Raw genomic sequence first — 14,343 nt, forward strand, 5'->3', positions numbered from 1 at the left:
ATAATTTTCAGGGGCAGGCGTGATTCGTATGAATCACGCCTGCCCCTGTGTAGGGCTATCTATTTCCCGACAGCCCCCTTTCTGCTATAAATCTCTCACCTTTGCCCACAATTCAATGCAGGAGTCCTTCTCAAACGGACGGAAATACTTTTGGATTAGTATATTTTCAGGAATGAGGCTGTGGGCGGGCAGCCATACGTCATACAGATATTTGCTGGCTTTATATAATGCTTCATCTACCAATAGTTCGAAAGTCTCCGCAGTATACCGGCATACAATATATGTGCCTGCCGGCATAATGCGGGTCTCGCCGCCTCCCGTGCCCCAGATATCCTCAACACCTACAAAGTAGTTAAAATATCCCGGACAATCGGAAAGGGTTAAAATATCTACCCCAACCGCACTGTCAGGCAGGTCTCGGGTTACGGTATCCCACAGATCTGTGAGCATATTTACCTTCGGCTGGCCGAGTTCCTCTGTTTTGGCGAGCTTACTTTGCCCGGAGAATACAATATCCTGTTCCACCAGACGGCGGGAGATTTCCAAAACCATCTGATCCGTAACGAGAGGTTCCTGCATATCTGCCATTGTATGGTTCAAAGACAGATCCGGCTTCTGGTAAACGTCCAGATGAACCTCACTCTTGCGGTAAGCATCCGGTGTAATCCCGTATACTTCCTTAAAGATGGAAGAAAATGAACTGTGACTCTGAAATCCGCATGCCAATGCCACCTCAAGAATACTTTTTTCTTTTTCTTCTCTCAGCAGTCTGATCGATCTGGCCAGACGCCGTAATCGGATATACTCCATAACGCTTTTTCCTGTCAGCCGCTGGAACAGCCGCTGAAAATAAAATTTTGACAGATGACAGGCGGATGCCAGATCCTCTATGCGTATTTCTTCCCCGCAATGTGCCTCAATATAATCTACAGCAATTTGAATAGATTCCCATGCGTACATAATCGCTACCTCCTGAACTGTATTCTACCATGAATCCGAAAAAGATATTTGCTCCAGAATGCCTTTTTGCATATTTTGTGCTGACAGTCACATGGTATCCTTTGTATACTATGCCTCTGATAAGTGCCTATCCCACTTCAAAGTGCGTACTTTTCAAAAGATACCAAAGGTTTTATGATACTTGTATAGACAGCGGCTGTTATAGGTAACTCAAAATATCTGCGGGGCAGCTTTCCAGTCGTGCCCTGGTATGTAAATGTGAAAGGAAGCAGAGAAAATGAAGAAAGTAGTAGAATTTTTACAGGCAAATCCGGTACAGTATCTGGCAACCGTCGGCAGAGACGGGAAGGCAAAATGCCGTCCGTTTATGTTCTGCTTTGAAAAAGACGGTAGGCTGTGGTTTTGCACGAATAACCAGAAAGAAGTTTATAAGGATATGCAGGAGAACCCGGAAGTGGAGATTAGCATATCCGATGCATCCTATGCCTGGCTTCGTCTGCATGGAAGAGCTGTGTTTGAAGACAACATGGAAGTGAAGGAAGGCTGCATGGAAAATCCTATAGTGAAAGGGCAGTATAATACCGCTGACAATCCAATCTTTGTGGTATTTTATCTGGACCATCCCCACGGCGTGATTGCTGATTTTTCCGGCAATCCTCCTTATGAATTTTAGAGGTGAGTACTGTGGATGCCATTGCAGAACTGTGTGCAAAGCTTAAGCAGGCAGAGGCTGTCATTGTAGGGGCAGGGGCCGGTCTTTCTGCCTCTGCCGGTTTTTCCTATAAGGGAGAGCGTTTTCGCCAATATTTTGGGGACTTTGCAGAAAAATACCACTTCGATGATATGTACTCCGGAGGGTTTTACCCCTACGATACGCTGGAGGAATACTGGGCCTACTGGAGCCGGTATATTTGGATTAACCGCTATATGGATGCCCCCAAGCCTGTCTATCAGGAACTTTTGGAATTGCTGAGAGATAAAGAGTACTTTGTACTCACTACAAATGTTGACCACCAGTTTCAAATCGCCGGATTTGACAAGCAGCGGCTGTTTTATACACAGGGGGATTACGGACTGTTCCAGTGCAGCAAGCCCTGTCACAGGAAAACCTACGACAATAAAGAAATCATCCGCCGGATGTTTGAACAGCAGAAAAACATGCTGGTTCCCAGGGATCTGATTCCCCGCTGTCCGGTGTGCGGCAGGCCGATGAGTATGAATCTCCGTGCGGATCAAACCTTTGTTGAAGATCAGGGATGGCATCTCGCCGCGGAAAGATACGAATTGTTTCTGCAGCGGCATCAGAACCGGCGGCTGCTGTTTCTGGAGCTGGGTACCGGTTATAATACTCCGGGCATTATAAAATACCCGTTTTGGCAGATGACGCAACAGGAATCCGGGGCTTTTTATATCTGTGTCAATAACACAGAGGCGTTTGCCCCCAAAGAAATATACGGCAGGTCCCTGTGCATTGACAGAGACATCGGAGAGGTCCTGGGGAGAGCACTGACATGGAACATGCAGGCGTATACCGGGATAAAGTCTGAGGAAGGAGCAGATCATGAATCAGGATGAGAGATTGGATAAATTGCTGCGAGGATTCTGTGAGGACTCTTTGGATTACAAAAATCTGAATGTGGAGAAAGAAGAGAGGAGGGACGTTCTGCGCGCCCTTATGAATCTCCGGATGCCCGGGCCGCTTCCGGAGAAGCTTCTGCAGCTTCAGGACGATTTCCTCCGGGAAGAAGCTATGGAGAAGGGAATCATAACCCCGGAACAGATTCCTTCTGTGAAAGAACAATATGGAGTCTCTGGTGGGCTTGCTGAGAGGATTTCGGTGTGGCAGGGAGATATTACCAGGCTTGCTGCAGATGCTATTGTCAATGCGGCAAACTCCGGAATGCTGGGATGCTTTGTTCCCTGCCACAGATGTATTGACAATGCCATTCACTCCGCCGCAGGAGTACAGCTGCGACAGGCGTGCTATGAAATTATGGAAAAAAAACGAGAACTATACGGGGCCGATTATGAGGAACCTACCGGTGCCGCAGAGATAACTCCGGCTTACAACCTGCCCGCAAACTATGTGATCCATACGGTGGGTCCTATTGTGTACGGGAGCCTCAGCCCCTCCCTGGAGCAGGACTTGGGAAATTGTTATCGGTCATGCTTGAAGTGTGCCTCCGCATACAACATAAAAAGTCTCGCGTTCTGCTGTATTTCCACAGGAGAATTTCATTTTCCAAATGAAAGAGCGGCAGAGATAGCTGTGAAAACAGTTGTGTCGTATCTGGAAGGGCATGCAGAATTAGAAAAGATTATCTTTAATGTATATAAAGATTGCGATCTGGCCATCTATCAATCTGTCATAGGGCAGGGGATCTGATCATTTTTGCGAGAGTAATTGTTCTGCACAGCCGGATTGAATGGCACTGATGTTTCTTGCAATTCTCTCATTCGGCGGGATATCTTTCGTAACAACCGCCCTTACGCCGATCACGGCTCCGTCACCAATGGTTACCTCCGCAAGAATGACAGCTTAATAACCAATCCACACATCATTACCTATCAGAATATCTCCTTTATTGTCCAAGGAAACGGCACCTCCTTCCTGTCCAGTCTCCATTCTTCAAAAAAGAGTGGGAAAGGATAAATAGAGAGGGAGTTCAACGAATGATTCGCGCTGTTAAGCAGGAATTTGGCACCGCAGGCTATGGAGCAGAACTTGCCAATGATAAGTTTGTCCCTGATCACAGGATAATGGTACAACACGTTATTTATTTCAAACATGGCAGGGTCATTCTTAAAATCGTTGTACATCGTATAATTTCCAACCTCTATATTGGGATTCGTAATCACGTTTCTCAGATATATGGTCTGTTTATCTCCGGTACGGAGATATATTTTTTTAGAATCAGTCATTTCAAATCCTCCATTAAAGGGAATGGTATGCCAGGGGGGCTATATGTCTATGAGTATAACATCTGGTTGTTCCATATTTGAGATAATACAGGCATGGCTGACGCAGGGGAGCCCTCGTTTCGGAAGCTGAAGGAAACCATTGGACCTAATCATGCGCTTCCTTCGGATATACTATCGGGCGCGAGGCCAGTGATAGCTTACTTTATAGCTTTTTCAGCAGCAGGCTGGGCAGTATATTATCACAGACCTGAGCCTTACTCCAACAAAAAGACCTGACTGAGAGTACTGTCTTTATAAACGATACGGAAGCTGCGGCAGGTGTGTGGAGCGGTGTGTGAACCTTCGGAAAGTGTATTTGCGGGGTTCCCTGTTCTGTGAAGGCCCCCGGGTGAATGAAAAACATTATATTGATCAGAAGTAAAGGCTGTCCACAGACAAAAGTCATAGCCTTTCTTATTTTTGTAAGAAATTGTCACGAAATTATCTTATAAAAGAAAATTATCATAAATTATCTTGACGGGATAAAAAGCTTACTATATACTATACGTAAAGGGGGACAGATAAAACAAATTGGCTAATGTCCTCAACTCGAAAATTTAATTGCGTATGAAGCGCAGGGGAAAGGATGGGTTCATAAAATGAGCACAACAGTTAGATGTATTGGGGCCGGAAACATCGTAAAGGCAATTCTTTCAGGGGTGGAGAGGAGCGGTGTTTACAGTCCGGAAGAGATGGCGATCTTTGATATTTCGCCAGCCGTACGGGAAGAGTTCAAAAGGAGAGGCTATACTGCGTTTGAATCTATTGGGGAATTGGTAAAAGGGGCTCCTATTGTTTTGGTCGCTGTGACGCCTCAGGTGATTAGTTCTATTATTCAAGAGGTTAAGGAGGCTCTATCCCCAGAAACCGTGTTGCTTTCCGTTGTGGCAGGTATGAGCACGGACTGGTATCGCGAGAGGCTGGGAGATAAGTGTAAAGTTGTAAGGTGCATGCCTACCCTGACGGCTCAGGCGGGAATGGGAGCTTTTGCGATTTCCCGAGCACCCGCGGTATCGGGTGGGGATTTTGAGGAGGTAAATCGTTTCCTGTCAAGCTGCGGTATCGTTGAGGAGATACCAGAGACTCTTATGTGCGAAGTTGTTCCTATAAATGGTTCAGCTCCGGCTTATTTTTATCATATGGCCCGGGTAGCAGTAGAAGAAGCGGTACATATGGGTTTTGATGAAAAGACTGCGCTGCGGCTGTTCGCTCAGACAATGAAGGGCAGTGCTGAGATGCTTCTGAATTCAGGAATGAGCGCAGAGACGCTGGAAAATAAGCTGCGCCTTCCGGGGGGGACGACTCTTGCTGCGCTTGATAAAATGGATGAACTTGGCTTTGACACCTGCCTGAAAGAAGGTATAAAGGCCTGTGTTGACCGCTGCAGGGAGCTGGGGCAGCTGTAAGCATCAAATAAAATAAAAAAGGGAGAAAAACTTATGCAGAGATATCAGGTTTTATCACAAAATGAAATCGAACAGATCCATGAAAATACACTTCGCATTATGGAAAATATCGGAGTGGTTATGACGTATCAGCCTGCAAGAGACATTTTGGAAAAGGGCGGTGCCATACTAGACGGCGAACGAGTGCGGTTTCCGCAAAAGCTGGTTGAGAAGGAATTGAAAAATGTTCCATCATCCTTTACTATGTATGCCCGTAATCCGAAATACAATGTGACTCTTAACACGGAAGATTCTGTGTATGCCGGTCCGAACTGTCCTCCGTTTGTTACAGATAGGGACAGAGGCAGACGCCCGGGAACTCTGGCTGATTTTATTGAAATTATTAAGATCTGCGATCGGCTGAAAAATGTTGATATCCAGAGCCAGATTCCCTGTGAACCAGGGGATGTTGAGGTGGCAAGGCGTCCCGATGTTATGCTTTATAATACATTAAAGTACAGTGAGAAGCCTTTTATGGGGAGCTCTCTGGGGTATGAAAATGCGAAGAGGGGGATTGAAATGGCCTCTCTTGCATTTGGCGGTATGGAAGCAATAAAGGAAAAGCCAATTATGGCCTCTATTCCCTGCACACTGACACCTCTTGCCTATGATGACAGCATGCTGGGTGCCCTGATGGCTTATGCAGAGGCGCGTCAGCCCCAATTGATTAATTCTCTTGCTATCGCAGGAATGACAGCTCCAACTACTCTGGCCGGCTTGGTTTCGGTTCAGAATGCAGAGGTTCTGGCGGGGATTGTTCTGGCTCAGCTTATTAGCCCGGGGACTCCTATTGTATACTCGGGTGCCGGAGCAAATGCGGAGATGTCCAGCGGGGTATTATCCATTGGTTCCCCGGAGCATGCCCTGGTTTCCCTGGTTGTGGGTCAGCTGGCAAAATATTATCAGATTCCATGCAGAATCAGCGGTGCACTTTCTGATTCTAAATTGGTGGATGCACAGGCAGGTTATGAATCAGCGGTGACTCTCACGATGGGACAGATGGCAGGTGGGAATTTTATTCTTCATGGTGTAGGGATTATAGAAGGCTATAACTGTACCTCTTTGGAAAAATTGATTATTGATAATGAGATTATTGGCTATATGAAACGAATCAATAAAGGGGTAGCTGTCAACGAAGAAACACTTGCATATGATGTGATAGAAGAAATAGGGCCTAAGGGAACCTTTCTTATACATGATCATACACTGGAGAATTTTCGGGATGAATTCTACATGCCGACAATCGGTGACCGGTGGGTGTATGAACAGTGGAAGAGCAGAGGCGGTCTTTCTGTCGAAGAGCGGGCCAATAAGAAATGGAAAGAAATATTGGAAAATTACGGAGAACCTACATTGCCTAACGATATCGATGCAGAACTGCAGAAGTTTATGGAAATATATTAGCAGGAGTATGCTTTTGGGCTAAGTATAATTTAGAGAAAAGAATCTCCCGGAGGATTGTTCATACAGACCTCCGGGAGATTCTTTTCTCGTATTCTGCTGACATAAAGAGAAGAAAATCCGGACAAATAGAGAAAATTACTTATCATTCTCTCTGCCTTATGTTATACTTTATCGTACGGTTAAGGCTGTATACCCGCCCTTAGAAGGACGGCACTGTGAGAAATCAACTTAAGAACGAGGAAATAAATATGACAGATTTCAAATTATTGGGTAAAAAGTTAAAAAGCCTGCGCAAAGAAAAGATGCTGACGCTTCAGCAGTTATCGGAACAGTCGGGGATATCTACCGGATATATTAGTAAAATTGAGCGGGGGGCTGTAAATCCATCGGTAAAAAATATACAAAAATTGTGTTTTGTTCTGGATATCACAGCTAATGAATTAATGATTGATGAGACAGAGAAGATAAGCAGTACTAACAAAGAAAAGAGCTATATTTTAAGGAAAGAGGAGCGCCTTCCTATTTACGGGATTGTGAATGCTCTTGATTTTGAGTCGGTATTTGAGGATAGTCCGCATTTTAAAGTGAATGTTCTGACGCTGGTGAGCGGTATGCGGGAACAATCTTATAATGTCCATAGCTATGACGAATTCGGAATAGTAGCCAAAGGGAAGCTGGGACTGGAAATGGATGATGGGAACTATGAACTTTCAGAAGGAGACTGTATTATGATACGCGCAAATACAAAACATACGATAACAAACCGTTCATTTGAAGAATGCATTAGCTATTGGATTGAAATTTCTAAATAAAAGTCAGCAATGTCCGGCGTTTGGAATATAACGAAGTAAAATAATTCTGCTGATGCCGGGATAATTTAATAAGCAGAGAATATTTTGCTTGTCTGAAATGATAATTTGTTTTGTTTTTCTAAGTATTATAGATGGATGCAGGATAAATTATCATTTTTCTAATAACAGATTCTGTTTAAATCCTATCTAAAAGCAAGCTCTACGGCAATAATGGTTGTCTTTGATAAAAAATATCATATAAGAAAAATTTCTTAAATGATATTTTTCCTCTTGTTAAAATCTATGCAAAATGATATAGTTATTATAACAATAAGTATTCGGCCGGAAACCGTTTCATTTAGGAATTCATATGGGAGGTAACTATTGTGAAAGACAAAGTAAACATGGACCGTATCATGAGGCTCAAAAACAGGGTCTTAAATGCTCGTCCAGAAATGGATCTTGAAAATGCATTGATTCTGACCCGGGGATTCCGGGAGTCAGAGGGAGAACCTTTTGTAGTTCAAAAGGCATATGCCTTTCGGAAGCAGTGTCTGGAAAAGACAGTAAAAATATGGGATGATGAATTGATTGTGGGTAATTCAGGAAGCAAACAGCGCGGCGGCCTACTGTGCCCTGATACCTGCTGGTCTGTACTGGATGATGAGTTGGATACCATAAGCACCAGGAAATACGATCCTTTTTATCTGAGAGATGAAGATAGAGAGCATTTTGTGGATGAGATCCGACCTTACTGGAAGGGAAGGTCAACCTACGAAAAATGGCTCTGCCAGATTCCGGAAGATACAAGAATTCTTCGTGACTGCGGGGTTTTGTATATTAACCGCAAAGCTGTCCGCGGTTGGGGGGAGACAACTGCGGGATACGAAATGATTCTGAAAGAGGGGATAGAAGGGGTAAGAAGGAGGATTGAAGAGACGAGAGCAGCTTTGGATATCACGAAACCGGGCCATTATGAAAAGATGGTATATCTGCGTGCTCTTTCTCTCAGCGCTGACGGGGTAGTTCAGCTGGCAAGGCGTTATTCGGCAGAAGCATCAAGGATGGCAGAAAAAGAGACAGTTAAGACAAGAAAAAAAGAATTACTGTCTATTGCGGAGATCTGCGGCAGAGTTCCTGAAAAACCTGCGGAGACCTTCAGAGAGGCACTCCAATCCTTCTATATCTATCACACCTGTATTTTCATGGAACAGAATGCGGCAAGCTATAATCCGGGAAGAATGGACCAATATCTCTATCCCTTTTACAAAGCAGATCTGGAAGCAGGGAGAATTACACCTCAGGAGGCTCAGGAACTGCTCGACTGCCTGTGGGTCAAATTCAGTGAACCCTGCCTCTTTCAGGATGAAAAGACAGCACAATATTCTGCAGGCTATCCTATGTTCCAGAATATCTGTGTAGGCGGCGTGGATGAAAATGGAATGGATGCTGTCAACGAACTCTCTTATATGATTCTCCAGGCTACTATGGACGTACAGCTTTATCAGCCATCTTTGTCTGTGCGGTATCATATGATACGCAATCCCAATGCGTTTTTGAAAAAGGTGGCGGAATTGATAAAACTGGGTACGGGCTTTCCGGCATTTCACTGTGATGAGGTTGGCATTCAGATGCTGATGAACAAGGGCATTCCCCTGAAAGAGGCATATAATTGGAATCCTTGCGGCTGTGTGGAAACCAATCTTGCAGGAAAGATGCATTGCTATACGTCATATGCGGACTACAATCTAGGCTCTGTTGTAGAATTTGCTCTAAATGATGGCCACAGCAGGAAGTACGACGTTCCCGCCGGAGCAAGAACAGGGAATCCATGTGATTTTAAGTCGTTTGCGGACTTTTTTAAGGCGGTAAAGGAGCAGATTACTTACATCATACGGGCAATGGTTGCGGGAAACCATGTAAATGATGATATTTGTCTGGAACGAGTATGTCCTGCCCTGTCTTTGTCATTTGAGGATTGTATTACAAAAGCAAAAGATTATGCCTGGGGCGGGCCGAAATACAATGTAGGCAACGGTCTGGATGCCATTGGGGTAGCGGACCTGATTAACAGCGTCTATGCAGTGAAGTATCTAGTCTATGATAAAAAGATGCTAAGTATGGAGAAACTTCTGCAAGCTTTGGAGCATAATTTTGTCGGCTTTGAGGAGATAGAAAAATTATGCCTGGAATGTCCGAAATACGGCAATGACGATGAGGATGTAAATCAATTAACTGCTGAATTGTTTAGCTTTATTGCTGACTTAATTGAATCCTTTGACAGTAAGTACGGCCACATGACGGCAGGGATTCTTCCGGTATCAGGAAATACGCCTTTTGGCCTGGAGGTCGGTGCTCTTCCGTCAGGGAGAAAGGCATATGTTCCCCTAGCCGACGGGGTCAGCCCGAATGCAGGAACGGACATAGGGGGGATGGGAGCCGTAATGAAATCTGTTTCTTTTATTCCCCATGGAAGGTTCAGCCAGGGAACTCTACTGAATCTGAAGCTGGATCCTGCGTTTAATCAAAGTGAAAATTCTACCCAGTCCTTAATGGCTTTTCTGAAGAGTATGTGCTCGCTTGGAGTTTTCCATGTGCAGTTTAATGTGATTGATAGGGATATACTTATAGATGCACAAAAGAATCCTGAAAAACATAAAGGATTATTAATCCGAGTGGCCGGCTATACTGCCTACTTTGTGGAACTGGGAAAAGAGGTTCAGGATGATATTATTTCGCGGACGGCACATGCGAGAGTGAATGTGTAAACATAGTAGTGAATAAATCGGAAAGGGTTATTTGTATGAGCAGAGAAGCTCAAATTCTGAGAATCGAGAAACTATCACCGAATGATGGAAAAGGTCTGCGGACAGTGGTGTTTTTTAAAGGATGTCCCCTTAGATGCAGGTGGTGTTCAACTCCGGAATCTCAGAAAATGGAACAGGAACTTTACTATCGGCAGGCTATATGCCGAGGTTGCGGCAAATGCGTGAGCAGCTGCCCGCAGAAGGCTTTGTCTCTGGACGACAGTGCAAACCGAATCAAGAGAGATGATAACAAGTGTACGAAGTGCCTTATTTGTGCAAAGGTCTGTCCGACAAATGCGGTTGGTGTTTACGGCCAGGTTATGACTGTGGAACAGGTGATGAAAATCATTTTGCGGGATGAAGTATATTACTATCACTCCGGTGGGGGTGTCACCTTAAGCGGCGGAGATGTGCTTTGCCAGGCGGAATTTGCAAGGGAGCTTTTGTCTTTCTGCAAAGATGCGGGAATTCATACTATGGCCGAACTGGATATGTATGGGGATTACAGTCGGATTGCAATGCTGCTGCCATACCTGGATGAGTTTTACGCTGATATTAAGATAATGGATGGTAAAATACATAAACAGTATACAGGTGTGGATAATCATTTGATTTTAGAAAATATAAAGAAGGCATCCCAATTCAGCAGGCCGGGTGCGCTTCATATCCGTGTTCCGCTAATATGGAATATAAATGATAATCCAGAGAATATATCAGAGACAGCAGAATATTGCAAAGCGCTTGCTTCCTGTGAAGAACTGGAATTCCTGCCATACCACCGCCTTGGAGAGTCTACCTATGAATATCTTGGGCGGGGATATGCAATGAGTAATTTGAAGCCCATGACTTTTGAGGAGGCTTATGCAAAAGTTGCTTTTCTGAAGAATTTCAATATCCCCTTTCCTGTCAAAGTATCCGGCAGAATTCTAAATTAGTCAGCCGGTATGTTTTACAAAAGGGGACAGACTGTCCTATTACTAATTGTACCGTCAATCGGACGGTGGAACGGAGAAGCTTATGAGAAAAATGGGTTTTAAAAAGTTAATGATTTTTATTATACTGAGCGCAACTGTTGCGCTCGCTTATCAGATTCCATATCTTCGGTTTACATTTTATGATCAGATGACTGCTGCGCTAAATCTTACAGATACACAGATGGGACTGATGGCTACGGCGGTATCTCTGACCAGTACTCTCTGCTATCCTATTGGAGGCATCTTTGCTGAAAAGTTTTCCTGCAGGAATCTGATCATTATTTCATTGGCCGGTCTGGCTGCCTGTACGGTTGTGTATTCTATGACAACTAATTTTATAATTTTAATGCTCGTACACATTTTGTATGGATTTTTTGGTATTGCCACTTTGTGGTCTGCCTACCTGACAGGGATACGTTCTCTTGGGGATGAAGAGAGTCAGAGTACTCTTTTTGGCAGCAGCGAGGCTACCCGGGGAATTATTCAGGCTGTGGGAGGCTTTCTCTTTCTGGGCATCATGGGTGCGGCAGCGTCTGCTGCTTCCGGTTTCCGCTTTGTTCTCCTTGCGGGGATGGTTATCTGTGTGCTCTTTCTTATTCTGGCCTTTATCTTTCTGCCAAAGGGGGAACTGAACGGGGAGGATATCGGGAATGATAGTGAAACATCATATACTATGCTGGATGCTCTCAAGTGCAAGGGGGTGTGGATTACTATTGGTCTGGTAGCCTGTGCATATGTATCCTGGACTTTGGGTAATGGATATCTGACCACCTATACGGTACGCGTTCTTGGAGTTGCTGAGTCCACGGCTTCCACACTTGGTATTATTAGAAGCTATATTATTGTATTTCTGGCCGGATTTATCGGCGGCTGGTTGCTGGATAAGTTTACCTTCAAAGGAAAAGGCTTTTTTGTATTATTTACGGCAGTGACAGCAGCTACTGTAGCAATGATGCTTACAAGCAAGGTAGTGCCCGTATGTATTGTTATCACAATGATCCTTGCATTTATTGCGAATATAATGAAATCCACCTATTGGAGTACTATGGGTCAGGCGGGCATCCCTATAAAGATGACGGCGGTTGCCACAGGAGTCGTTTCATTTATTGCATTTATACCAGATTTTATTGTTCCTACAGTTGCCGGCGTATGGCTGGATGAGGCAACAAAGGGGGGGAATGTGGCAGCAGGCTTCCATAAAATCTTTATTCTTTTGTTTGTGTTCTCGGCTGCTGGTCTGGTAATATCAGTAATCTTAACAAAACAGGCAAAATCAATAAAAGAACAGGAATAATACCTTTCCAGGAAACGGGCTGCCAGTCATAAAATGAAGAGGAAGGACGCTGTGCCTTCCTCTTCGTTTATTGGTCTCTTGCCTACAGCCTTTTCAGATACATTTTTTCAGCCAGATTAATGAGAGAGTATAAAATCATTGCCATAATGCATAACAGTACGATTGACATGATAACCCAGTCCAGTTTAAATACCTGGCTGCCATAGATGATCAGATACCCCAGCCCCTCTTTGGAGCCGATAAATTCTCCGATTACCACACCTACCAGGCAAAGGCCGATATTAACTTTCATAACCCCGAGAATTACAGGGACGGAAGCCGGAAGCACAACCTTTAGCAGAGTATCTTTTTTCTTTCCTCCCAGCGTATAGATAAGTTTTATTTTATCCGGATCTACCTCCTTAAATCCGATGTAGAGGTTTATGATTGCTCCGAAAATTGCCACGGACATGCCCGCAACAATGATTGTGGTAGTGTTTGCCCCAAGCCATACGATGAGAAGGGGAGCCAGCGCAGATTTTGGGAGGCTGTTTAAAACTACCAGATAGGGTTCAAGGATGGCCGATACCTTCGGGGAGGACCACAGAAGTACGGCGATGCCCACACCGAAGATTGTGACGAAGAAAAAGCTGGCCAGTGTCTCCCACAGAGTGACACCCATGTGAATAAACAGGGAGTGGTTCTGTGCCATGGAGATCATGGTCTTTATAACCCTGCTGGGACTGCTGAATACAAAGGAGTCTATCCATGTAAGGCGTGTGCTTATTTCCCACAGTGCCACAAAGATAACAAAGATTGCTGCCCGTGCCAGCTGCACCAGCTGCCGGGAGCGTTTCAGGTTTTTCAGGTATTGTCTCTGCCCCGTAGACATTTTAACCACTTCTTTACTCACCGTGATTCAGCTCCCGCCAGATAAGATTAAAATACGTTTTGAAATTAGGGGCATTTCTGGAACCCATGGGGGTTCTTTCTTCCTGGTCAATTTCCAATTCTATGGGAACCGTCTTCTGAACTGTTGCGGGGCGTTTGGTCAGAACGATAACGCGGTCGGCCATGCTGATGGCTTCCGAGATGTCGTGGGTTACTAATACGGCGGTCTTAGATTCTTGCTTTATAATCTTGCCTATATCGTCACTTACATTAAGGCGTGTCTGATAATCCAGAGCAGAAAAAGGTTCATCTAATAAAAGAAGGTCAGGTTCCAATGCCAGAGTGCGGATAAGGGCTGCTCTCTGACGCATTCCACCTGACAGTTGAGAAGGCTTGGAGTTTTTAAAGGTGTCAAGTCCGTATGTCTGTAAAAGAGAATCAATCTGTTCCCTTTTCTGTGGGGTATCTTTCTTTTGAATCTCTAATCCTAACAATACGTTGCTGTATATGGTTCTCCACTCAAACAGGTGATCTTTCTGCAGCATATAGCCAATGTTCATCTGATTCTCACTTAATTTCTTTCCATTCATCAGGATTTCTCCCTCTTCCGGGGTGAGAAGGCCTGAGATCAGGTTCAGGAGAGTGGATTTGCCGCAGCCGCTGGGGCCTACTATGGCGACAAATTCACCTGGCTGAACCTGAAAAGATATATGGGATAGTGCTAACGTCTCTCCATCTTCGCTGTGATAAGAAAGACTGATATCTTTTAATTCTAACAAAGGTGTTTGCATATGCGTCCTCCATGATGTGTATATAGTATCATATGAAATTGAAAGA

Annotated in this window: 12 protein-coding genes and 1 pseudogene; 9 read left to right on the top strand and 4 right to left on the bottom strand. The window is 44.5% G+C overall.

Going from position 1 to position 14,343, the window contains the following annotated elements:
• Positions 1-84: 84 nt before the first annotated feature.
• On the bottom strand, positions 85-960 hold the full coding sequence (locus tag GKG41_RS17105) for an AraC family transcriptional regulator (RefSeq protein WP_154260886.1): 876 nt from the start codon (positions 958-960) through the stop codon (positions 85-87).
• A 277-nt stretch (positions 961-1,237) separates the two neighbouring features.
• Between GKG41_RS17105 and GKG41_RS17110 the strand changes: the two genes are divergently transcribed.
• The 3 genes from GKG41_RS17110 to GKG41_RS17120 are packed head-to-tail and all read left to right on the top strand — an operon-like array spanning position 1,238 to position 3,346.
• On the top strand, positions 1,238-1,633 hold the full coding sequence (locus GKG41_RS17110) for a pyridoxamine 5'-phosphate oxidase family protein (RefSeq protein WP_154260888.1): 396 nt from the start codon (positions 1,238-1,240) through the stop codon (positions 1,631-1,633).
• An 11-nt stretch (positions 1,634-1,644) separates the two neighbouring features.
• Positions 1,645-2,535, top strand: coding sequence for a Sir2 silent information regulator family NAD-dependent deacetylase (locus GKG41_RS17115; RefSeq protein WP_347563325.1), 891 nt, complete (start codon positions 1,645-1,647; stop codon positions 2,533-2,535).
• Entirely contained in the window at positions 2,522-3,346 is an 825-nt protein-coding gene (locus GKG41_RS17120) for a protein-ADP-ribose hydrolase (protein ID WP_154260890.1), read from the top strand. The genes GKG41_RS17115 and GKG41_RS17120 overlap by 14 nt, the downstream gene beginning before the upstream one ends.
• Here GKG41_RS17120 and GKG41_RS17125 read toward each other — a convergent pair.
• Positions 3,347-3,882 (bottom strand): annotated as a pseudogene (locus GKG41_RS17125) (CatB-related O-acetyltransferase). It lies immediately after the preceding gene.
• Positions 3,883-4,520: 638 nt separating this feature from the next.
• Between GKG41_RS17125 and GKG41_RS17130 the strand changes: the two are divergent.
• From GKG41_RS17130 to GKG41_RS17155, 6 genes are all read left to right on the top strand, one after another.
• Positions 4,521-5,327, top strand: a complete 807-nt coding sequence (locus GKG41_RS17130; RefSeq protein WP_154260892.1) for a pyrroline-5-carboxylate reductase dimerization domain-containing protein — start codon at positions 4,521-4,523, stop codon at positions 5,325-5,327.
• A 33-nt stretch (positions 5,328-5,360) separates the two neighbouring features.
• On the top strand, positions 5,361-6,770 hold the full coding sequence (locus tag GKG41_RS17135; RefSeq protein WP_154260894.1) for a trimethylamine methyltransferase family protein: 1,410 nt from the start codon (positions 5,361-5,363) through the stop codon (positions 6,768-6,770).
• 215 nt (positions 6,771-6,985) lie between these two features.
• The gene (locus tag GKG41_RS17140; protein WP_154260896.1) at positions 6,986-7,582 is read left to right on the top strand and encodes a helix-turn-helix domain-containing protein; all 597 of its coding nucleotides are present in this window, start codon (positions 6,986-6,988) and stop codon (positions 7,580-7,582) included.
• 365 nt (positions 7,583-7,947) lie between these two features.
• A complete protein-coding gene (locus GKG41_RS17145) occupies positions 7,948-10,329 on the top strand; it encodes a formate C-acetyltransferase/glycerol dehydratase family glycyl radical enzyme (RefSeq protein ID WP_347563324.1) in 2,382 nt (793 codons plus the stop codon).
• A gap of 35 nt (positions 10,330-10,364) precedes the next feature.
• The gene (locus GKG41_RS17150) at positions 10,365-11,303 is read left to right on the top strand and encodes a glycyl-radical enzyme activating protein (RefSeq protein ID WP_154260898.1); all 939 of its coding nucleotides are present in this window, start codon (positions 10,365-10,367) and stop codon (positions 11,301-11,303) included.
• 82 nt (positions 11,304-11,385) lie between these two features.
• Positions 11,386-12,636, top strand: a complete 1,251-nt coding sequence (locus tag GKG41_RS17155) for an MFS transporter (protein ID WP_154260900.1) — start codon at positions 11,386-11,388, stop codon at positions 12,634-12,636.
• Between the two features lie 82 nt (positions 12,637-12,718).
• On the opposite strand, the gene GKG41_RS17160 is transcribed toward GKG41_RS17155, so the two are convergent.
• Together GKG41_RS17160 and GKG41_RS17165 are read right to left on the bottom strand one after the other, a co-directional pair.
• On the bottom strand, positions 12,719-13,507 hold the full coding sequence (locus tag GKG41_RS17160) for an ABC transporter permease (protein ID WP_154261017.1): 789 nt from the start codon (positions 13,505-13,507) through the stop codon (positions 12,719-12,721).
• Positions 13,508-13,520: 13 nt separating this feature from the next.
• A complete protein-coding gene (locus GKG41_RS17165) occupies positions 13,521-14,297 on the bottom strand; it encodes an ABC transporter ATP-binding protein (RefSeq protein ID WP_154260901.1) in 777 nt (258 codons plus the stop codon).
• Between the last annotated feature and the right edge of the window lie 46 nt (positions 14,298-14,343).

It is taken from the genome of Lactonifactor sp. BIOML-A5, assembly GCF_009677585.1.
Taxonomy (GTDB): Bacteria; Bacillota; Clostridia; order Lachnospirales; family Lachnospiraceae; genus Lactonifactor.

What these genes read in the sequence shown, in the direction of transcription:
- GKG41_RS17105 (WP_154260886.1), bottom strand. Translation starts at nt 960, where the DNA reads ATGTACGCATGGGAATCTATTCAAATTGCTGTAGATTATATTGAGGCA.
- GKG41_RS17110 (WP_154260888.1), top strand. Translation starts at nt 1,238, where the DNA reads ATGAAGAAAGTAGTAGAATTTTTACAGGCAAATCCGGTACAGTATCTG.
- GKG41_RS17120 (WP_154260890.1), top strand. Translation starts at nt 2,522, where the DNA reads ATGAATCAGGATGAGAGATTGGATAAATTGCTGCGAGGATTCTGTGAG.
- GKG41_RS17130 (WP_154260892.1), top strand. Translation starts at nt 4,521, where the DNA reads ATGAGCACAACAGTTAGATGTATTGGGGCCGGAAACATCGTAAAGGCA.
- GKG41_RS17135 (WP_154260894.1), top strand. Translation starts at nt 5,361, where the DNA reads ATGCAGAGATATCAGGTTTTATCACAAAATGAAATCGAACAGATCCAT.
- GKG41_RS17150 (WP_154260898.1), top strand. Translation starts at nt 10,365, where the DNA reads ATGAGCAGAGAAGCTCAAATTCTGAGAATCGAGAAACTATCACCGAAT.
- GKG41_RS17155 (WP_154260900.1), top strand. Translation starts at nt 11,386, where the DNA reads ATGAGAAAAATGGGTTTTAAAAAGTTAATGATTTTTATTATACTGAGC.
- GKG41_RS17160 (WP_154261017.1), bottom strand. Translation starts at nt 13,507, where the DNA reads ATGTCTACGGGGCAGAGACAATACCTGAAAAACCTGAAACGCTCCCGG.
- GKG41_RS17165 (WP_154260901.1), bottom strand. Translation starts at nt 14,297, where the DNA reads ATGCAAACACCTTTGTTAGAATTAAAAGATATCAGTCTTTCTTATCAC.